Genomic DNA, 20,826 nt, shown 5'->3' with positions numbered 1-20,826 from the left:
GTCCCCGCCCCGGCCACCACCCCGGCGTCGGTCCAGGCCACCACCGTGTCCGCCGGCACAAAGGAGATACGTTTCGCCGCCCTCGGCGACTCGCTCACCGAGGGCCTCGGCGACCCCGTCGCCGGCGGATGGCGCGGCTGGGCGCCGCTCCTGGCGCACGGGCTGTCCGCCGAACCCTCGGCCGTGCGCCTGCTCAACTGCTCCCGCAGCGGCGCCCTCACCAAGGACGTCGTCGAGGAGCAGCTGCCGCGCGCCCTGGACCACCGGCCGCACCTGGCCTCCGTGGTGATCGGCGCCAATGACACGCTCCGCGGCAGCTTCGACATCGAGACCGTCGCCCGCCGCCTGGACACCGTCCTGGCCCAACTGCGCGCCGAAGGCGCCGAGGTGCTCACCGCCTGCCTGCCCGACCCCGGCCGCATGCTGGGGCTGCCGTGGCCGCTCGCCCGCCCGCTGGGCCGCCGGATGGCCGCGCTGAACCAGGTCGTGCACGTGCTGTCCGAGCGGTACGAGGCCGTGCACCTGCACGCCGCCCGCCATGCGTGGGCGACCGACCGCGCCTCGTGGAGCGCGGACCGGCTGCACCCCAGCGAACTCGGCCACCGGCTGCTGGCCCGGGAGTTCCACGACCTCCTGGTCTCGCGCGGCCTGTCGGACGGCGAACCGCCGTCCACGACCCCCGGCGGCCCGGGACCGGGCGCCGCGGCGAGCGTCTGGTGGATGGCGACCAAGGGTACCCGCTGGGTCGCCGACCGCTGCACCGATCTGCTGCCCGATCTGCTGCGGCTCGCCGGCCGGGAGGCCCGGCACCGGCTGGCCGGCACCGACGGGCTGCTGGACCTGCGCTCCCGCGACGCCACCGCCGGTGCGCTGGCCCGCCTGGAAGGGACGTCCCTGGGACAATGAGGGGGTGACCGGACGCTGGGAGTTCTGGATCGACCGGGGCGGCACCTTCACCGACGTCGTCGCCAGACGGCCGGACGGCGGCCTGGAGACGTGCAAGCTGCTCTCCCACGACCCCGGGCGCTACCGGGACGCCCCCGTCGAGGGCATCCGGCGCATGCTGGGCCTGGACCCGGGCGAACCCGTGCCCGCCGACCGGATCTCCGCCGTCAAGATGGGTACCACGGTCGCCACCAACGCCCTCCTGGAACGCAAGGGGGAGCCGACCGTCCTCGTCGTCACCGAGGGCTTCCGTGACGCGCTGCGCATCGCGTACCAGAACCGGCCGCGGCTCTTCGACCGCCGGATCGTCCTCCCCGAGGCGCTCTACGAGCGCGTCATCGAGGTCCCCGAACGCATCGGCGCGCACGGCGAGGTCGTCCGCCCCCTCGACCCGGCCGCCACCGCAGCTGCCCTGCGTCAGGCGCGCCGGGACGGCCTGACGAGCGTCGCCGTCGTCCTGCTGCACGGCTACCGCCATCCCGCCCACGAGCAGGCCGTCGCGCGGGCGGCCCGCGAGGCCGGGTTCGACCAGATCAGCTGCTCCCACGAGGTGAGCCCGCTGATCAAGCTGGTCCCGCGCGGCGACACCACCGTGGTGGACGCCTACCTGTCGCCGATCCTGCGCCGTTACGTGGACGAGGTGGCCGCCGAACTGCGCGGCGTCCGGCTGATGTTCATGCAGTCCAACGGCGGGCTCCGCGAGGCCGGTCACTTCCGCGGCAAGGACGCCGTGCTGTCCGGCCCGGCCGGGGGAGTGGTCGGCATGGCCCGTACGTCCCGGCAGGCCGGGTTCGACCGGGTCGTCGGCTTCGACATGGGCGGAACCTCCACCGACGTCTCCCACTGGGCGGGCGAGCTGGAACGCGTCCTCGGCACCCAGGTGGCGGGCGTACGGATGCGGGCGCCCATGATGGACATCCACACGGTGGCGGCGGGCGGCGGCTCCGTCCTCCACTTCGACGGGCAGCGCTACCGCGTCGGCCCCGACTCCGCAGGTGCCGACCCGGGCCCCGCCTGCTACCGCCGCGGCGGCCCGCTGACCGTGACCGACGCCAATGTGATGCTCGGCCGTGTCCAGGCGGCGCACTTCCCGGCCGTGTTCGGCCCGGACGGCGACCAGCCGCTGGACACCGAGGCCGTCCGCGCGGGCTTCGCGCGGCTCGCCGAGGAGTCCGGGGCCGCGACCGGCGACCGCCGCACCCCGGAGGAGGTCGCCGCGGGCTTCCTGGAGATCGCCGTCCTGAACATGGCCAACGCCGTCAAGAAGATCTCCGTACAGCGCGGCCACGACATCACGCGCTACGCCCTCACCAGCTTCGGCGGAGCCGGCGGCCAGCACGCCTGCGCGGTCGCCGACGCCCTGTCCGTCGACACGGTCGTCGTGCCCCCGCTGGCCGGTGTGCTGTCCGCGTACGGGATCGGCCTGGCCGACGCCACCGCCATGCGCGAGCGCTCCGTGGAGACCGGACTCGGCGAGGACGGGCTGCCCGCGCTGCGCAAGGCCCGCGACGAGCTCGACGGCCTGGCCCGCGCGCAACTGCGCGAGGACGGGGTGCCCGACGACACCGTCGAGACCGTCACCCGCGTCCACGTCCGCTACGCGGGCACCGACGCGGCGCTCCCGGTGCCGATGGGCACGGTGGACGCCATGCGCGAGGCGTTCACCGCCGACCACCGCGCCCGGTACGCCTTCACCATGGACAAGCCCCTGGTCGTCGAGGCGGTCTCGGTCGAGGCCGTCGGCTCCGCGGGCCCGCCCGGACGGCACCACGTGGAGCCGCCGGCCCGCGAGGGCCCCCTGCGACCGGCCGCCGAGGTGTCGCTGTACACGGAGGGCCGGCGGCAGGGCAGCCCCCTGTTCCGCCGGGACGCAATGCGCCCGGGCGACACCGTGGACGGGCCCGCCGTGATCGCCGAGGCCGACGCGACGACCGTCGTCGACCCCGGCTGGCGGGCCGCGGTGGGCGAGCACGGCCACCTCCTGCTGACCCGGGTGCGGCCGCGGCCCGGCCGGGTGGCGGTCGGCACCGAGGTCGACCCGGTGATGCTGGAGATCTTCAACAACCTCTTCATGTCGATCGCCGAGCAGATGGGGGTGCGCCTGGAGAACACCGCCCACTCCGTCAACATCAAGGAACGCCTGGACTTCTCCTGCGCCCTGTTCGACCCCGAGGGCAACCTGATCGCCAACGCCCCCCACATCCCCGTCCACCTCGGCTCCATGGGCGAGTCCATCAAGGAGGTGCTGCGCCGGAACGAGGGCACCATGCGCCCGGGCGACGCCTACGCCGTCAACGACCCGTACCACGGGGGCACCCACCTGCCCGACGTCACCGTCGTCACCCCCGTCTTCGACGACGAGGGCCGGTCCCCGCTCTTCCTCGTCGCCTCACGCGGCCACCACGCCGAGATCGGCGGCCTCACCCCCGGCTCCATGCCCGCCTTCAGCCGCACCGTGCACGAGGAGGGCGTCCTCTTCGACAACTGGCTCCTGGTGCGCGACGGCCGCCTGCGCGAGGAGGAGACCCGCGCCCTGCTGGCGGACGCCCCGTACCCCTCGCGCGACCCGGACACCAACATCGCCGACCTGCGCGCCCAGATCGCCGCGAACGAGAAGGGCATCGCCGAGCTGCGGCGCATGACCGCGCAGTTCGGCCTCGACGTCGTGCACGCCTACATGCGGCACGTGCAGGACAACGCCGAGGAGTCCGTGCGGCGCATCGTCGCCGGCCTGGACGACGGCGACTGCGCGTACGAGACCGACAACGGCGCGGTCGTCCGCGTCGCCGTCCGCGTCGACCGCGCGACCCGCTCCGCCGTCCTGGACTTCACCGGCACCGCGCCGCAGCAGGAGGGCAACTTCAACGCGCCGCGGTCCGTGGTCATGGCCGCCGTGCTCTACGTCTTCCGCACCCTCGTCGCCGACGACATCCCGCTCAACAGCGGCTGCCTGAAGCCGCTGGACGTCCGCGTCCCCGAGGGCTCGATGCTGGCCCCGGAATACCCCGCGGCCACCGTCGCCGGCAACGTGGAGACCTCCCAGGCCGTCACGGGGGCCCTGTACGCCGCGCTCGGCGTGCAGGCCGAGGGCTCCGGCACGATGAACAACGTCACCTTCGGCAACGACCGGGTGCAGTACTACGAGACCGTCGCCAGTGGTTCCGGGGCGGGCGAGGGCTTCGACGGCGCCGACGCCGTACAGACCCACATGACCAACTCCCGGCTCACCGACCCCGAGATCCTCGAGTGGCGCTACCCCGTCCGCGTCGAGGGCTTCGCCCTGCGCGACGGCAGCGGTGGCGACGGCCGGTGGCACGGGGGCCGCGGGGCCGTCCGCCGCATCCGCTTCCTGGAACCCATGACGGTCGCCCTGCTCTCCGGCCACCGGCGGGTCGCCCCGTACGGCCTGGCCGGCGGCGGGCCCGGCGCCCTGGGCGAGAACCGGATCGAGCGCGCCGACGGCTCCGTCACCCCGCTCGGCGGCGTCGACTCCGCCGACGTCGGGCCCGGTGACGTCCTGGTCGTCGCGACGCCCGGCGGGGGCGGGTACGGGGCCGCAGGCGGCTGAGGGGGCCCGGGCGCGGGGCCGCCCGGACCGTGCCGTTTGGGATGATGTCGGTCCGAGCGCCTAGTCTGTGCGTCGTGACCACGACCGTTCCGCACCAGCTCAGCGGCGGTGTCCGGCCCGCGCCGGGGCCGGCCGCGGACGAGGGCCTGGCCCGCCGGCTCAAGGCCCTGGCCTGCACCGCGCCGCTGCACGACCTCGACGTGCGCAAGGCCAACCTCGCGGGCGAGTACTCGGTGTACGCGATGGCGGAGGTGGCCCTGGCCGTCATCGACCTGGTCACGCTCAACATGGACTTCGACACCGGTGCCGACCACGACCAGATAATCTCCCGTCTGCTGCCGCGCATCGCCGCCCAGGCCCCCGGCCGTCCCGCCGCCGAGCACGAGCGGGTGGGCCGCTGGGTCCTGGAGAACCTGATCAACGTCGGCAGCGTCGACCGCGGCTTCCGCGCCGTCTACGGCACCTTCGGCCCCGACGGGGCGTACGTCCGCCGTGACTACGACTTCAAGCTGATCGAGGAGGTACCGGGCCGCGACGGCACCGTCTACCTGCGCACCACCGACGAGGCCGTCAACGTGCTCGTCGGTGCCCTCGACACCGACGTGACCAGCGCCCAGATCGCCGCCGAGGTCAAGCTCGAGGTGCTGATCAACCGGGGCCGCCTCGCCGACGCCCAGCTCGCCGCGGAACAGGCCCGCTACCGCACGGTGCAGTACGCCGAGACGCTGCGCCGCGCCCTGGACGCCACCCGCCGCAACGTCCGGGCGGTCGACTGGATCCGCACCGTCCCCGACATGATCGACGAGGCGCTCGACCACGTCGCCGACCGCTACCGGCACGAGAACGCCATCCTGACCAACATCCGCAAGGCCAGGGACGAGTCGGAGGACCCGGAGCACAAGCGCCGTGCCGCCGAGCTCGTCGACATCGTCAAGGACTGCATCCGCCGCCACACCCAGCTGCAGTCCCGGCTGCTGGAGGCCGGGCCGATCTTCCGCGCCGAGCAGGACCGGCAGGCCTTCGCCGCACCGCGCGGCGGCGCCCTCGTCGGCATGCTCGACCTGTACGGGCAGCTGGTCGCGCCGGTCCTGCCGCTCCCGGTGGAGCAGGCCACCCGGGTCACCGACGCCTGGTTCGCCCGCGGCACGGGCCTGCGCACCCCCGCCTCGGTACGCGTCACGGACCTCGTGGACGCCCTGCTCACCCCGCCGCTGGAGCGCGAGCACCTCGGTGCCGAGATGCCCGAGCCCGACCTCGTCGCCACGCCGGACGACAGCCGGTTCAGCGAGGAGCAGCTCGAGACCGCCCTGGAACTCCTCGACCTGCCGCACGACGCCCCCCGCCGGCTGTCCGGGCTGCTCGCCGAGGCCCGCCGCCTCGATCCCGAACTGCCCTACCTGGTGGCCCTGCTGGCGGTACACGCCGCCAGCCCGCCGGTCGGCACCGCCTACCGCCAGGGCGAGGAGCGGCTGCTGTTCGCCGTGGACGACGGCACCGGGCTGGACGACCCCGAGTTCGGCGGCGCCGACCTGATCGTGGGCACGGCCCGGCTGGACGCCGCCGGGATGGCCGCCGAGCGGTCCGAGGTGGCGTGACGATGAGCGAACCGACCATCCGTACCGAGGAGACGACCCCGTGAGCGACCACCGCGACGGCGAGAGCACGCAGCCGCCCGCAGCGGCCCCCGTCCCGGCGGCCGTCACGCCGGGCGACGCCGCGGACGCCGCCCGTCTCGTCTCCTTCGGTCTCCAGCCGAAGCTGCTGCCCGGGCGCGACGTCGAGTACGCCGAGCTGATCCGGCGCTACCGCGAGGACCCGCTGTTCTCGCGCCTGGCCGACGCCGTGGCCGCCGGGCTCGGCCTGGTCGTGCTGGAGGTCTCGCCCCGGGCCGGCATGGCGCTGGCCGCCGGCGAGGACTCGGTCTTCGCCGTCCGCATGGGCGACTACTCACGCCGCGCCGCGTCCGACGCGGGCGACCGCTTTTTGCACGGCCTCGCCCACCTCGCCACCGCCGCCATGGCCTTCCCCCGCCCGGAGGACCTCGCCGACGACGCGTACATCGGCCGGGTCACCGTCAACGGCATCGACGGCTTCCTGCGCCAGGCCTGCCGCAGGCTGGAGGAACGGGCCGAGGAGCAGGGCGAGAACACCGACCCGGCCAGCGACGCCCCCGGCCTGGAGGCCGCCTGGCGGGTCTACGTGCGCCGCAGCTCCACCGGCGCCACCAAGGACGCCCGGCGCCTGGCGGGCTCCACCACCGGCATCGTCGGCAAGGCCGTCTCCTTCCTCGTCGACTCGGGGTTCCTGCAGCGCACGGGTGACGAGTCGGGCGGCACCTACCGCACCACCGCCCGCTACCAGCTCCAGGTGCGCGACATGGCGGGCAGCGCCGCCATGGCCGAGCTCCTCGACCTCGGGATCGTGCCCCGGGCCGGTGACTCGGCGGCCCTGATGCCGGCCGCGGACGGCGACGACCTCGACCTCGTGACCGGAGCCGGCCTGCCCTTCCACTCCTGAAGCGGCGCCCCGCCCCCGCACCCGCCTCCCGGATCCTGCCGATCCACCCGAACCCGCCGACCACAGACCACCACGAGAGCCCCCCATGTACGAGCTGTCCCGGGTCCGCCTCTACTCCATCGGGCCCGCCGGTGCGCGCTACGCCGACACCGTGCTGGACCTGCGCGGAGTCGGCGAGCCCGTGCCGCACCCCGCCCCCGCCCAGGCGGAGTTCTTCGAGGACGAGCCGACCGGCCCGCCGCGCCGTCCGGCACCGGCGGGGGTGCTGTTCCTGGAGAACGGCGGCGGCAAGTCCGTCCTGCTCAAGCTGATCTTCTCGGTCATGCTGCCCGGTCACCGCAACACCCTGGGCGGCGCCAGCTCCGGAGTGCTCCGCAAGTTCCTGCTGGCCGACGACTGCGGCCACGTCGCCCTGGAGTGGCAGCACACGGTCACCGGCGAGCTGGTCGTCGTCGGCAAGGTCAGCGAGTGGCGCGGACGCCAGGTCTCCTCCGACCCGCGCAAGTTCGCCGAGGCCTGGTACTCCTTCCGGCCCGGTCCGGGGCTCAGCCTGGACTCGCTGCCCGTCGCCGAGTCCACCGCGGTGCGGACGCCCGTCGAGGGCGCCTCGGGTGCCCGCGGGCGCCGCCGCACCATGAAGGGCTTCCGCGACGCCGTGACCGACGCCGCACGCTACTACCCGCACCTGGAAGTGGTGTGGGAGGAGATCCACGACCGGTGGAACGAGCACCTGGGCGAGCTCGGTCTGGACCCCGAACTCTTCCGCTACCAGCGGGAGATGAACGCCGACGAGGGCGAGGCGGCCGGCCTGTTCGCGGTGAAGAAGGACTCCGACTTCACCGACCTCCTGCTGCGCGCGGTCACCGACACCCGGGACACCGACGGCCTCGCCGACCTCGTGCACGGCTTCGCGGGCAAGCTGGGCCGCCGGGCCGAACTCACCGCGGAACGCGACTTCACGGCGGGCTCCCTCGAACTGCTCGGCCGCATCGTCGACACCACCGCCGCCCGCGACCAGGCACGCGGCGTCCACGCCCAGTCCGAGCGCCGCAGCCGCGCCCTGGCCCGCAGGCTGTCCGCGCGCGCCCGCGAGGAGCGGGGCCGCGCCGCCGAGCTGGCACAGGAGACGGCCCGTGCCGCGCACACCGTCACCGACGCCGAGGCCGCCCGCGGCCGCAGCGCCCTGGTCGCCGCCGAACTCGCCTACCGGCACGCCTCGCTGGCCCTGGCGTCCGGCGAGAAGAGCGCCACCGCGCTGCGCCGCGAACTCAACGACGCCCGGACGCTGCAGTCCGCCTGGCAGGCCGCGGAGATCGTGCTGCGGCACCGGGCCGCAGCCGACCGCATGACCCGGGTCACCACCGCCATCCGCGAGGCGGAACGGGACGCCGCGCCCGCACTCGCTGCCCGTGCGAAGGCCGCGGGCGATCTCGTCCGCGTGCTGCGGGCCGCCGCGGACACCGCCGACGAGCGGGCGGACGCGGAGGAGGAGCGGTCCGCGGGTCTCCAGGCGCAGTCCGAGGCGGCGCACCGCGACGCCACCGCCGCCGCGACGGAGGCACAGCGCGCGCGCAGCGAGTCCGGGCACCTGGTGCAGCGGCTGGCGGAGGTCGAGCAGGAGACCGCCGAGGCGGTCCGGACGGGCTGGCTGGACGACTCCGCCCCCGACGCCGACCCGGCCCGCGCCGCCCTGGAGGCCTCGGACGCGGAGAAGGCCGCCGCGACCGCCGCGGAGGCCGCGCGTGACGCCGCCCGCCGGGCCGGCGACCGGGCCCGCGAGGCCGCCGCCGCCGACGCGCGCGCCGAACTGTCCGCCGCCCGCGCGGCGGACGCCCTCGCCGCGGCCGAGGCCGCCCACTCCGCCGAGTCACGCGTCGCGGACGCCCTCGCGGCCGAGCCGCGCCTGGCCGAACTGCTCAGCCTGCCGCCCGCGGGGGCCCCCGGCACCGTCCCGGCGGCCGGCACCGCGGGGGACACCGCCGCGGACCGCGGCCCCGCCGCCATCCCCGCGCAGACCTCCGCGGCCCGGCGCACTGCGCCCGGGGCCGGACGGCGTCCCGCCGAGCAGGGCCCGCTGACCGCGGCCGAACTCGACACCTTCGCGGAGCCGCTGCAGGAGATGCTGGACGGCGCGGTGGCCTCCGCCGAGCGGCAGTTGTTCGACCTGCGCACCGCCGCCGCCGACGACGCCCGCATCCTGGCCGCGCTCGGCGACGGCGGGCTGCTGCCGCCGGGCCCCGACGTCCTCGCCACCGTCGAGTACCTGGGCGAGCACGGCATCCCCGCGCTCCCCGGCTGGCGGTACCTGGCCCAGGCCGTCGATCCGGCCGACCACGCCGCCGTGCTCGCCGCGCGCCCGGAACTGGTGGACGGCGTGATCGTCACCGACCCCCAGAGCTACCTGCGGGCCCGCGAGGTGCTGGCGCAGGCGGCCCTGCTGCCGCGGTCGACCGTCACGGTCGGCACGGCGGCGGCGCTGCTCGCCCCGCCGCCCCCGGCGGGCACCGAGCCCGAGCTCTTCCTCGTCCCGCCCAACCCGGCCATGCACGACGAACTGGCCGCCGACGGCGAGCGCCAGGCGTTGCGCGGCCGCGCGACCGCCCGCGAGGAGGACATCCGCGGGCTCGCCGCCCGCCTGGCCGAGGACCGCACGCTGGCCGCCCGCCTCTCCTCGTGGCGTGCGGGCTGCCCGAGCGGCCGGCTTGCCGAACTCGCCGCAGCCGTGGAGACCGCCCGGGAGACCGCGGGGGCCGCCCGCGAGGAGCTCGCCGAGGCACGCTCCGTGCGGGTGGAGGCCGACGAGGCCGCCGCCGAGGCGACCGCCCTGCGCGACGAGCGCCAGGAGGTGGCGCAGCAGGCCCGGCGGGCCGCCGACGCGCTCGCCGGTCTCGCCTTCCGGCTGCGGGAGCGGGCCAACTGGCAGCGCAGGACGCGCGAGCTGGCCGAGGACGCCGTCGAGGCCGAGACGCGCGCCGAGGCCTGCCTGACCCTGGCGCGCGCCGCCGACGAGGACCGCCGTGCCGCCCAGCGCGCCGCGGACGACGCGCGGCGTACCGCGCGCGTGCTCCGCGCCGAGCGCTCGGAGATCACCGGCGCCCCCGACGAGGCCCTGGAGGACGAGGACGGCGCCGGGCAGCCGGCCGGCTCGCTGCCCGCCCTGCGCGAGGCCTACCGCGCGGCCTCCCAGGTGTACGAGAAGGTGGGCGTCGGCGCCGACCTGCGGGCCGAACAGGCCCGCGCCGAGAGCACCGAGCAGTCCGCGCTCGCCGAACTGGAGCGCCTCACCAACAAGGTGCGCACCCGCGCCGCGCAGCTGCTGGAGGGCCCGGACGGCGCCGACGGCCCGTCGCGGCAGGCCGCGGCCGCCCGCGCGGAACAGCTGGTGGCCACCCTGGACTCCCGCGCCGCCGCCGCGAGCGAGCAGCTCGGCCGGCTGCGCGGCGAGGCCGAGCGGCACGCCCCGGCGGACGGCGGGACGCACACCGAGCTCCCCGGGGAACTGCTGCCCCGCGACGCCGAGCACGCCCAGGAGCTGCTGCGCGGTGCCAACGGCGAACTGGCCACCCGCACCGATGCGCTGGCCCACGCCCGGGACGGCCACGGCGACCTGGTGCGCGCGCACCGCGCCGCCGAGGACGCCGCGAGCGGCTTCGACGAACTCGCCGCACTGCTGCGGGACCTGCTCCGCGACGGCGACCGGCAGTCCGAGGACGGCGAGGAGGAGCCGGAGCCGTACTCCGGCTCCCTGGAGGAGGCCAGGACCGCCGTCGCCGAGACCCGCCGCGGCCTGCGCGGCTGTGCCGCCGACCTGTCGGCGGCCGAGTCGCAGTTGCGCGAGGCCTGCGACGTCCTCGTACGGCACGCCAACGCCGCCCGCTACGAGCAGGTGCGCACCCCGGCCCGCCAGCAGATCCGCGAACTGCCCGCGTCCGCACTCCCCGAGCACGCGGCGGCCTGGCACGCCGCCTTCGAGCCGCGGCTGCGCGTCCTGACCGACGAGCTGGAACAGCTGGAGCGCAACCGCGACAGCATCGTGGACCGGCTGCGCGGCATGGTGGAGTCCTCGCTGACCACCTTGCGGTCGGCGCAGCGGCTGTCCCGCCTGCCGGAGGGGCTGGGGGAGTGGTCGGGGCAGGAGTTCCTGCGGATCCGCTTCGACGACCCGGACCACGCGGCGCTCGACGAGCGGCTCGGCGCCGTGATCGACGAGGCGACCCGGGCGGCCGTCCGCAAGAACTCCGACCTGCGCCGGGACGGCATGTCGCTGCTGCTGCGCGGGGTCGCGGCCGCCCTCGAACCCAGGGGGGTGGCCGTCGAGATCCTCAAGCCGGACGCCGTGCTGCGCGCCGAGCGCGTCCCCGTCGGGCAGATGGGAGACGTCTTCTCCGGCGGCCAGCTGCTCACCGCGGCCATCGCCCTGTACTGCACGATGGCCGCGCTGCGCAGCAACGACCGCGGCAGGGACCGGCACCGGCACGCGGGCACGCTCTTCCTCGACAACCCGATCGGCCGCGCCAACGCCACCTATCTGCTGGAGCTGCAGCGCGCGGTCGCCGACGCGCTGGGCGTCCAGCTGATCTACACCACGGGTCTGTTCGACACCACGGCGCTCGCCGAGTTCCCGCTGGTCGTACGGCTGCGCAATGACGCGGACCTGCGCGCGGGCCTGAAGTACATCAGCGTCGAGGAGCACCTGCGGCCCGGACTGCCCGCGACGGACCCGGAGTCCGAGCCGGTGCACGGCGAGATCACGGCGACGCGGATGTTCCGCCGCCCGGCGGACCAGCCGGCCCCGCAGGGCGGCTGACCTCCGGGCGGCCCGTGCCGAAGGCCGTCCGGGCCCACGGGAGGGTGCGCCTCCCTCAGGCGGTACGCGCGCCGGTACCGGGCAGTTGCCGGCGCCGTGCGGCGGCGCGGGCCCCGGCCCGGGCCCGGCGCCGTTCCCGTCGGCGCTCGCGGCGCAGCCTGCGGGCCGCGCTGCTCGGGCTGGACACCACGCCGTTGCGCTGGTTCCAGACCTGGCGGGTGATCCACACGTCCAGCACCGCCCAGGTGGCGACGACGGTGAAGGCTATGGCGGTGAGCATCGCCGGCGCCGCTAGCCAGGACTCACCGGCCGCCCCCAGCATGGCGATCACCGCGGCGATCAGGGTCAGTGCGACGACGAGCACGGCCCGCACGGCCGCCCGGCGCACCGGGTCGGGCATGCGTGGCCGCCCGACGGGCTCATCGACCCACAACGGCCGCCGGGTCTTCCGCGGCGGAATGTCGCGATCCAGTGCGTCCTCGACGAGGTCGTCCATGAAATCTGCTCCCCTGCGGGATACCGGTGATGCGGTGCCGGATCCCCGATGTCCGACTCCAGAGTGGCTGCCCGGTTTCCGCCGATGAATGCCCTCCGCATTCCGGAGCACCCCTCCCCTCCTGTCATACGACGGAATGGCACCGCGGGTTCCCTGTGCGGTGCATTTCGGCCAGCCGTGCCGGCCGTTCATCCGTACGAATCGGGTCGTCCCGGGGCAAGAGCGGAAGCAGGGCTTTCGGATTGCTCATCCGGCAGTAGTAGGCTCGCGCCGTTTGCAGTCGGAACACGACAGCCCTTGACCGGGTTTGACGTTGGGGAGGCCATGCGCTTTCGCGGTACGACGATCCGGCGGAAGATCGTGGCACTGCTGCTCATTCCGCTGGTGTCCCTCACGGCCATCTGGGCCTTCGCCGCAACTCTGACGGGACGTCAGGTCTGGGGCCTCTTCGGCGTCGAGCAGACCGTCAACGCACTCGGTTACCCGGTCGAGGACAGCATCCAGGCGCTCCAGCAGGAACGCCGTTCCGCCATGCTCTACTTGGCCGATCCTCGACGTTCCGACGCCCGCGGCACCCTGCTCGCCCGCGAGCGCGAGACGGACAAGGTGATCGCCCGGCTGCGCGGCAACGCGGCCTCCGGCGCCAACCGGGAGCGGCTGGCCCCCGACGCGCTGCGCCGGCTCGACCTGGTCGTCCGCGAGTTCGGCGGCCTGGAGACGCTGCGCGACAAGGTCGGCAAGGGTACCATCGGCCGCAACGACGCCTTCGCCGCGTACAGCGGCCTCTTCGACCCGGCCTATGCGTTCCTGGACTCGCTGAACCCGCTCAACAACGTCGCCATCGACAAGCAGGGCCGCGCCCTCATCCAGGTCACCCGGGCCCGCGAGGCGATCAGCCAGGAGGACGCCCTCATGGTGGCGGCCATCGCGGCGGGCCGCATGAGCGCCGCCGAGATGCGCTCCTTCACCTTCGCCGTCGCCGAGCAGCGCGCCTACTACGCCGACAACCTCCACCTGCTGACCGCCGACGAGCGCGCCCTTTACGACGCCTACTGGGCGGGGCCCTCCGGCCGCGCCCTGCGTGCCGCCGAGGACGCGGTCATCTCCGCGGGCGCGTCCGGCGCGCCCCAGGCCGCCGACCGCGCGTCCTGGCAGACCACGGCCACCACCGCGCTGACCGACCTGGACCGCCTGGGCGTCGAGGCGGGCGACCTGCACAAGAAGCGTGCCGAACCGATCGGCATGCGGCTGGTCGCCATCGCCGCGGTCGCCGGTGGCCTCGGCCTGATCGCGGTCGTCGCCTCCGTCTTCGTCTCCATACGCGTCGGCCGCAGCCTGATCCGCGACCTGTCCCGGCTCCGGAAGGAGGCCCAGGAGGTCTCCGGCGCCCGGCTGCCGCGCGTCATGCGCCGTCTCGCCGCGGGCGAGGAGGTCGACGTCGAGACCGAGGCGCCGCGGCTGGACTACCCCGACGACGAGGTCGGCCAGGTCGGCAAGGCCGTCAACACCCTGCAACGGGCGGCTGTCGAAGCCGCCGTGCGCCAGTCCGAGATGCGTCGCGGCGTCTCCGAGGTCTTCGTCAACCTCGCCCGTCGCAGCCAGGTGCTGCTGCACCGCCAGCTCACCCTGCTGGACGCCATGGAGCGGCGCACCGAGGACCCGCAGGAACTCGCCGACCTCTTCCGCCTCGACCACATGACCACCCGCATGCGCCGCCACGCCGAGGGCCTGGTGATCCTCTCCGGCGCGGTGCCGTCCCGGCAGTGGCGCAAGCCGGTGCAGCTGATGGACGTGGTGCGGGCGGCCGTCGCCGAGGTCGAGGACTACGAGAGGGTCGACGTGCGCCGGCTGCCGCGGCTCGCCGTCACCGGCCACGGCGTCGCCGACCTCACCCACCTCATCGCCGAGCTCATCGAGAACGCCACCGTGTTCTCGCCGCCGCACACCAGCGTCCAGGTACACGGCGAGTCCGTCGCCAACGGCTTCGTCCTGGAGATCGACGACCGCGGCCTCGGGCTCACCCCCGACGCCATGCTGGAGGCGAACCTCCGCCTCGCCGAGACCCCCGAGTTCGAGCTCTCCGACACCGACCGGCTCGGGCTGTTCGTCGTCAGCCGGCTGGCCCAGCGCCAGGGCGTCCGCGTCTCGCTGCGCCAGTCCCCGTACGGCGGCACCACGGCCGTGGTGTTCGTCCCGGCGTCGCTCCTCACCGAGTCCGGCGAGGACCAGCCGGACAAGCCCCTGGACGAGACCCTCGACGGGCCCCGCGACGAGACCGCCGTTGCGGCCGTCGTGGAGGCCCGGGCGCCGGCCGAACCGGACGAGCCCCGGGTCGCACCGATGTCGGCCGCCACCGAGCACAGCTTCCGTCAGTGGGGCCTGGTCCCGGAGCCGGACGACGAGCCGCGCGAGCACCGGCCGCACGTGCCGGAGACCGTGGGGACACCGGCGCTGACGGCCGCACCCGACGCGGTGCCGGCGGACGCGCCCACGGTCCTGCCGCGTCGCCGCCGGACCCCGGTCCTGGTCGCCGAGAACGGCCGGCCGGTCGGCGAGGCGCCGCGGCCCGCCGACCCCGCACCGCAGGAGGAGCCCGCCGGCGCGGGACTGCCCCGCCGGGTCCGCCAGGCCAGCCTCGCCCCGCAGCTGCGCAGCGACTCCACCACCCAGACCCGTAGCGCCGCCACCGGCGGCGCGGACGACGACGGCGGGCACGAGCGCTCGCCCGAGGAGGTGCGCGACCGCATGGCCTCACTGCAGCGAGGATGGCTGCGTGGCCGCGCGGACACCGCCGACGACCTCGGCACCGACGGCACCGACGACGTCCGCCCCACCGACCGCCCGGGAACCACCCCGGCGGAGCGAGGGGGCGACAGCGCAACCAGATCCACCACGGAGGGGAACGGTCCATGACCGCACCATCGAGCCCGACCCGCGAGCTCAGCTGGCTTCTCGACGAACTCGTCGGCCGCGTGGCCAGCATCCGCAAGGCGCTGGTGCTCTCCAGCGACGGCCTGGCCACCGGCGCGTCCGAGGGCCTGACCCGTGAGGACGCCGAGCACCTCGCCGCCGTCGCCTCCGGCTTCCACAGCCTCGCCAAGGGCGTCGGCCGGCACTTCGAGGCCGGCAAGGTCCGGCAAACCCTCGTGGAGCTGGACGAGGCCTTCCTGTTCGTCACCGCCGCGGGTGACGGCAGCTGCCTGGCCGTGCTCGCCGACGCCGACTCCGACGTCGGACAGGTCGCCTACGAGATGGCGCTGCTGGTGAAGCGGGTCGGCGTGCACCTCGCGACCGCCCCGCGGACCGACGACGACGACGCGGCGCGGGCGGTGTGACGAGGACGTCATGACTTCCGAAGCGGACCGCTGGTACGACGACGACGCCGGGCCCGTGGTGCGGCCGTACGCCATGACACGCGGCCGTACCAGCCATGCCGCGGAAGCCCGGCTCGACCTGATCGCCCTGGTGGTCGCCGAGTCGCGCAGCGCGGACGACGACGCCGACGTCGACCGCACCCTGTCGCCCGAGCACCTCGACATCGTCGAACTGTGCCGGGAGCAGCCGATGTCGGTCGCCGAGCTGGCGGCCGACCTCGACCTGCCCGTGGGCGTCGTCCGGGTGCTCATCGGCGACGTCCTGGAGTCCGGGCTGGTCCACGTCAGCCGGCCCGTCCCACCGGCGGAGCTGCCCGACGCGGGGCTGCTGCGCGACGTGATCGACCGCCTGCGCGCGCTGTGAACCCGCCCGGGGGCGCCGCGGCGGGGACCTCACCCGGCCCGCGACGCCCCCCGGTGCACGGCCTGAGGGTCCGCCACGCGGGGTCCCGCGGCCGCCGGGTGGGCCCGCGGGCGGGTAACGGCCCGCGGACCGCTGGTAGTTGTCCGGTCGGATCGTAGTAATGTTCCACTGCCACAGCTGATCGCCCGACGCAGTCCCTAGGACCCAGGATGCCGCTGACCTGTGTAAACGGCACGACCGGAGGAGTGAGCCATGGCTTTCGGACGCTCTGAACGCCGTCCCTCCCCCGTCGAGCCCGTCACGCTGAAGATCCTGGTGGCGGGCGGCTTCGGCGTGGGCAAGACCACGCTCGTCGGCGCGGTCAGCGAGATCCGCCCGCTGCGCACCGAGGAGACGCTCAGCGAGGTGGGCCGGCCCGTCGACGACACCGCGGGCGTCGAGGCCAAGCGCACCACCACCGTGGCCATGGACTTCGGCCGGATCACCCTCCGCGACGACCTCGTGCTCTACCTGTTCGGCACGCCGGGCCAGGACCGCTTCTGGTTCCTGTGGGACGAGCTGGCGCAGGGCGCCCTGGGGGCGGTCGTCCTCGCGGACACCCGGCGCCTGGAGGACTGCTTCTCCGCGATCGACTACTTCGAGCGCCGTGGCATCCCCTTCGCCGTGGCCGTCAACGTCTTCGATGGGGCCGAGCGGCATCCTGCCGAGACGGTGCGCGACGCACTCGACCTCGACCCCGAGGTGCCGCTGGTGACGTGCGACGCGCGGGACCGCGCCTCGGCGAAGAAGGTGCTCATCACCGTGGTCGAGCACGCGGCCCAGGTGGCCGGCGACCGCCGGGCGGCCGCCGCCAACTGAGCCGCGCGCCGCGGCTGCGGGCGGGCGGGCCGGTCAGCCCCCGGCCGCCGGTGCGGGGTTGTCGTCCTCGTCCTCGTCCTGCCAGCCGAAGCTCCGCTCGACCGCCTTCTTCCAGCGGCGGTACTCCTTCTCACGGGTCTTCTCGTCCATCCGCGGCTGCCACTCGGCGTCCTTCTGCCAGTGCGCCTTGAGCGTGTCCAGCCCGTCCCACACGCCGGTGGCGAGCCCCGCGGCGTAGGCCGCGCCCAGCGCCGTGGTCTCCGAGATCCGCGGCCGCACCACCGGGACGCCCAGCACGTCCGCCTGGTGCTGCATCAGCAGGTTGTTGGACGTCATGCCGCCGTCGACCTTGAGCCCGGTGATGTGCACGCCGGAGTCCTGGTACATCGCGTCGACGACCTCGCGGGTCTGCCAGCTGGTCGCCTCCAGCACCGCACGCGCCAGGTGCGCCTTGGTGACGTACCGGGTCAGGCCGGTGACCACGCCGCGCGCGTCGGAGCGCCAGTACGGGGCGAAGAGCCCGGAGAAGGCGGGGACGATGTACGCGCCCCCGTTGTCCGGCACGCTCGCCGCGAGCGCCTCGATCTCGTCCGCCGCGGTGATGATGCCGAGGCTGTCGCGGAACCACTGCACCAGGGCGCCGGTGATGGCGATCGACCCCTCCAGGCAGTAGACCGGCGCCTCCCCGCCCAACCGGTAGCCCATCGTGGTGAGCAGTCCGTTCTTCGACGGCACGGGCCGGTTCCCGGTGTTGAGCAGCAGGAAGCTGCCCGTCCCGTAGGTGTTCTTGGCGTCGCCCGTCCCGTAGCAGGCCTGGCCGAAGATCGCGGCCTGCTGGTCGCCGAGGGCCGAGGCCACGGGTACGCCGCCCAGCTGGCCGACCGCCGTGCCGTACACCTCGGAGGAGGAGCGGATCTCCGGGAGGACGGCCTCGGGGACGTTCATCGCGGCGAGGATCGCCGGGTCCCACTCCATCGACTCCAGGTTCATCAGCATCGTGCGGCTCGCGTTGGTGACGTCCGTGACGTGGACGCCGCCCTCCGTGCCGCCCGTCAGGTTCCAGATCAGCCAGGAGTCGATGGTGCCGAAAGCGATCTCGCCGTTCTCCGCGCGGCGGCGCAGCCCCGGCACGTTGTCCAGCAGCCAGGCCGCCTTGGGACCGGAGAAGTAGCTGGCGAGCGGCAGTCCGGTGGACTCGCGGAAGCGGTCCTGGCCGTCCTGGCCGCCGAGCCGGTCGCACAGCGCGGCGGTGCGGGTGTCCTGCCACACGATCGCGTTGTGCACCGGGCGGCCGGTGGTGCGGTCCCACAGCACGGTGGTCTCGCGCTGGTTGGTGATGCCGAGCGCGCTGAGCTGGTCCGCGCGCAGCCGGGCCTTGGCGAGCGCACCGGCCACCACGGCCTGGACCTTGGACCAGATCTCGGTGGCGTCGTGCTCCACCCAGCCCGGCTTGGGGAAGATCTGGCGGTGCTCGCGCTGGTCGAGCGCCACGATCGACCCGCCGGAGTCGAAGACGATGCAGCGGCTGGAGGTCGTTCCCTGGTCGATGGCGGCCACGTATCGGATCGCCTGGTCGGAGGTTTCGGTCATGACCGCCTCACTTGAACGCGACGTTGTAGATGAGACCGGACAGTGCACCGCCGATCAGCGGGCCGGCCACCGGGATCCAGGCGTACGCCCAGTCGGAGGTGCCCTTGAACGGGATCGGCAGGACGGAGTGGACGATGCGCGGCCCGAGGTCGCGGGCCGGGTTGATGGCGTAGCCGGTGGGACCGCCCAGGGAGAGCCCGATGCCGGTCACGAGCAGCGCCACGATCAGGGTGCCGGTACCGGTCTCGCCGAGTCCCTTGCTGAGGCCGAAGGCCAGGATCGGCAGGACGAGACCCATGGTGGCGATCGCCTCCGTCATCAGGTTCTGCCACCAGACGCGGATCTCGGGGACGGTGGAGAAGACGGCGAGCGTGGGCTGACGGGTCTCCTCGGCACGGTTCGCCGCGAACTGGCCGTAGTACACCAGCCAGCACAGGACGGCGCCCAGCATCGCGCCGACGAGCTGCCCGGCGAGGTAGACCGGCACCTGGCTCCACTTGCCCGAGCTGATGGCGACGCCGAAGGTCACGGCGGGGTTCAGCTGCCCGCCGGACAGCGGGCCTGCGGTGTACGCGCCGGCCAGGACCGCGAGGCCCCAGCCGAACGAGATGACGATCCACCCGGATGCCCGGGCCTTCGAGTGGTGGAGGAGCACCCCGGCCACCACGCCGGCGCCGAACAGGATCAGGATCGCCGTTCCGATGATCTCGCCGACAAAGACGTCTCCGTTGGAATACATGACGGCTCCTTCGTGCAGGCGCACGTGTCGGGCATGCGCCGCCAGAGAATGGCGCACGGAGACCCGGGTACGGAGGGTCCCGCCTCCCGCCCGGCCTCCGCGCCACCCGGAAGTGTTGTCGCGGGGTGATGGAGCGTCAAGGTATCGGACAGATCACCTGATTACGACCACCGACGAGCCGTGCCCGAACAGGCCTTGGTTCGCCGTCACCCCCACGCGGGCCCCGGTGACCTGCCGGGGCCCGGACCGGTCGCGCAACTGCCAGGTCAGCTCGCACACCTGCGCGAGCGCCTGGGCGGGCACGGCCTCCCCGAAGGAGGCCAGGCCGCCGCTGGGATTGACCGGAATCCGCCCCCCGAGCGACGTGGCCCCGTCGCGCAGCAGCTTCACCGCCCCGCCCGGCGGGCACAGGCCGAGGTCCTCGTACCAGTCCAGCTCCAGCGCCGTCGACAGGTCGTACACCTCCGCCAGGTCCAGGTCCTCGGGACCGATGCCGGCCTCCTCGTACGCGGCGCGGGCGACGGACGCCCGGAAACCGGTGGCCGGCTCCCGGGGCGCGACGGCGAGGGAGGAGTCGGTGGCGATGTCGGGGAGGTCGGGCACCGTGCGCGGATAGACCGGGGTGACGGTGGAGACCGCGCGGATCCGCACCGGATCCGCCGTCGCGCGGCGCCGGGCGAAGTCCAGGCTGGACAGGACGACGGCGGCGCCCCCGTCGGAGGTGGCGCAGATGTCGAGCAGCCGCAGCGGGTCGGCCACGACGGGGGAGACCGCCACCTCGGCGGCCGTGACCGGCGTCCGGTAGCGGGCGAGCGGGTTGGCGGCGCCGGCGGCCGCGTTCTTCACCTTGACCCGGGCGAAGTCCTCGGGAGTGTCGCCGTGCAGGGCCATGCGGCGGCGCGCGTACAGCCCGAAGTAGGTGGGGTTGGTGGCCCCGAGCACGCGGAAGCGCAGCCAGTCCGGGTCGTCGGGCCGGTCGCCCCCGGCGGGCGCGAAGAAGCCCTTGGGGGCCGCGTCCGCGCCGACGACCAGGGCGGTGTCCACCAGGCCGGCGAGGATGTGGGCCCGGGCGGTGTCGAGGGCCTGGGCCCCGGAGGCGCAGGCGGCGTAGACGCTGGCCACGCGGGCGCCCTGCCAGCCCAGCGCCTGGGCGAAGGCCGCCCCGGCCACGTAGCCGGGGTAGCCGCCGCGCACCGTGTCCGCGCCGACGACCAGTCCGACGTCCCGCCAGTCCAGCCCGGCGTCGGCGAGCGCGGCGCGCGCCGCCGCGACCCCGTACCGGGTGAAGGGGCGGCCCCACTTGCCCCAGGGGTGCATGCCGACGCCGAGCACGGCCACGTCATGGCTCATCGCCCGCCTCCCACGGGGCGCCAGTGCCAGGTGGTCCAGGTGTGCTCCGCGTCCTCGTACAGCACGCCGGGCACCAGCTCGACCTCCATGCCGACGGCCAGATCGGCCACGCCCGTCCCGGGCGCGGCCTGTCCGAGCACGATCATCCGTTCCGCCGTCAGTTCCACCGCCACCAGGACGCGGGGTTCCCAGGGGCGTGAGGGGTCGCAGGGGTACGG

At 74.6% G+C, this 20,826-nt stretch carries 13 protein-coding genes and 1 pseudogene; 9 read left to right on the top strand and 5 right to left on the bottom strand.

Annotated elements, in window-relative coordinates; all coding sequences use genetic code 11:
• Positions 1-45: 45 nt before the first annotated feature.
• From PV341_RS31715 to PV341_RS31695, 5 genes are all read left to right on the top strand, one after another.
• Positions 46-906 (top strand): SGNH/GDSL hydrolase family protein, encoded by an 861-nt coding sequence (locus PV341_RS31715; protein WP_500359630.1) that lies wholly within the window; start codon positions 46-48, stop codon positions 904-906.
• Between the two features lie 4 nt (positions 907-910).
• Positions 911-4,513, top strand: coding sequence for a hydantoinase B/oxoprolinase family protein (locus PV341_RS31710; protein WP_500324252.1), 3,603 nt, complete (start codon positions 911-913; stop codon positions 4,511-4,513).
• A 44-nt stretch (positions 4,514-4,557) separates the two neighbouring features.
• The gene (locus PV341_RS31705) at positions 4,558-6,108 is read left to right on the top strand and encodes a hypothetical protein (RefSeq protein WP_500324483.1); all 1,551 of its coding nucleotides are present in this window, start codon (positions 4,558-4,560) and stop codon (positions 6,106-6,108) included.
• A gap of 40 nt (positions 6,109-6,148) precedes the next feature.
• Entirely contained in the window at positions 6,149-7,030 is an 882-nt protein-coding gene (locus PV341_RS31700; protein WP_500324251.1) for a hypothetical protein, read from the top strand.
• A gap of 85 nt (positions 7,031-7,115) precedes the next feature.
• Positions 7,116-11,837 carry a hypothetical protein gene (locus tag PV341_RS31695; protein ID WP_500359629.1) on the top strand — a complete coding sequence of 1,574 codons (4,722 nt, stop codon included), beginning with the start codon at positions 7,116-7,118 and terminating at the stop codon, positions 11,835-11,837.
• A 55-nt stretch (positions 11,838-11,892) separates the two neighbouring features.
• On the opposite strand, the gene PV341_RS31690 is transcribed toward PV341_RS31695, so the two are convergent.
• Positions 11,893-12,333: a hypothetical protein gene (locus tag PV341_RS31690; RefSeq protein ID WP_500332192.1), complete on the bottom strand. Its 441-nt coding sequence runs from the start codon at positions 12,331-12,333 to the stop codon at positions 11,893-11,895.
• A gap of 324 nt (positions 12,334-12,657) precedes the next feature.
• Between PV341_RS31690 and PV341_RS31685 the strand changes: the two genes are divergently transcribed.
• The 4 genes from PV341_RS31685 (at position 12,658) to PV341_RS31670 (ending at position 16,929) form a co-directional block, all read left to right on the top strand.
• Positions 12,658-15,246 carry a sensor histidine kinase gene (locus tag PV341_RS31685; protein WP_500332191.1) on the top strand — a complete coding sequence of 863 codons (2,589 nt, stop codon included), beginning with the start codon at positions 12,658-12,660 and terminating at the stop codon, positions 15,244-15,246.
• Entirely contained in the window at positions 15,243-15,668 is a 426-nt protein-coding gene (locus PV341_RS31680; protein WP_500359627.1) for a roadblock/LC7 domain-containing protein, read from the top strand. Before PV341_RS31685 ends, PV341_RS31680 begins: the two co-directional genes overlap by 4 nt.
• 10 nt (positions 15,669-15,678) lie before the next feature.
• Complete coding sequence (locus PV341_RS31675; RefSeq protein ID WP_499510588.1) at positions 15,679-16,071, top strand: DUF742 domain-containing protein; 393 nt, start codon at positions 15,679-15,681, stop codon at positions 16,069-16,071.
• Between the two features lie 252 nt (positions 16,072-16,323).
• Positions 16,324-16,929, top strand: coding sequence for a GTP-binding protein (locus tag PV341_RS31670; RefSeq protein WP_499510587.1), 606 nt, complete (start codon positions 16,324-16,326; stop codon positions 16,927-16,929).
• 33 nt (positions 16,930-16,962) lie between these two features.
• Here the strand turns inward: PV341_RS31670 and glpK are convergent, their stop codons facing one another.
• The 4 genes and pseudogenes from glpK to PV341_RS31650 form a co-directional block, all read right to left on the bottom strand.
• Entirely contained in the window at positions 16,963-18,519 is a 1,557-nt protein-coding gene (gene glpK, locus PV341_RS31665) for a glycerol kinase GlpK (RefSeq protein WP_500359625.1), read from the bottom strand.
• Positions 18,520-18,526: 7 nt separating this feature from the next.
• A complete protein-coding gene (locus PV341_RS31660; protein ID WP_500332187.1) occupies positions 18,527-19,258 on the bottom strand; it encodes an MIP/aquaporin family protein in 732 nt (243 codons plus the stop codon).
• Between the two features lie 153 nt (positions 19,259-19,411).
• A complete protein-coding gene (locus tag PV341_RS31655; protein ID WP_500359624.1) occupies positions 19,412-20,608 on the bottom strand; it encodes a lipid-transfer protein in 1,197 nt (398 codons plus the stop codon).
• Positions 20,605-20,826: pseudogene (locus tag PV341_RS31650) on the bottom strand (benzoylsuccinyl-CoA thiolase); the annotation flags it as partial. The pseudogene PV341_RS31650 and the gene PV341_RS31655, both read right to left, overlap by 4 nt.

Source organism: Streptomyces sp. PA03-1a, assembly GCF_033792805.1.
Taxonomy (GTDB): Bacteria; Actinomycetota; Actinomycetes; order Streptomycetales; family Streptomycetaceae; genus Actinacidiphila.
This window is presented reverse-complemented; position numbering and strand designations above follow the sequence as displayed.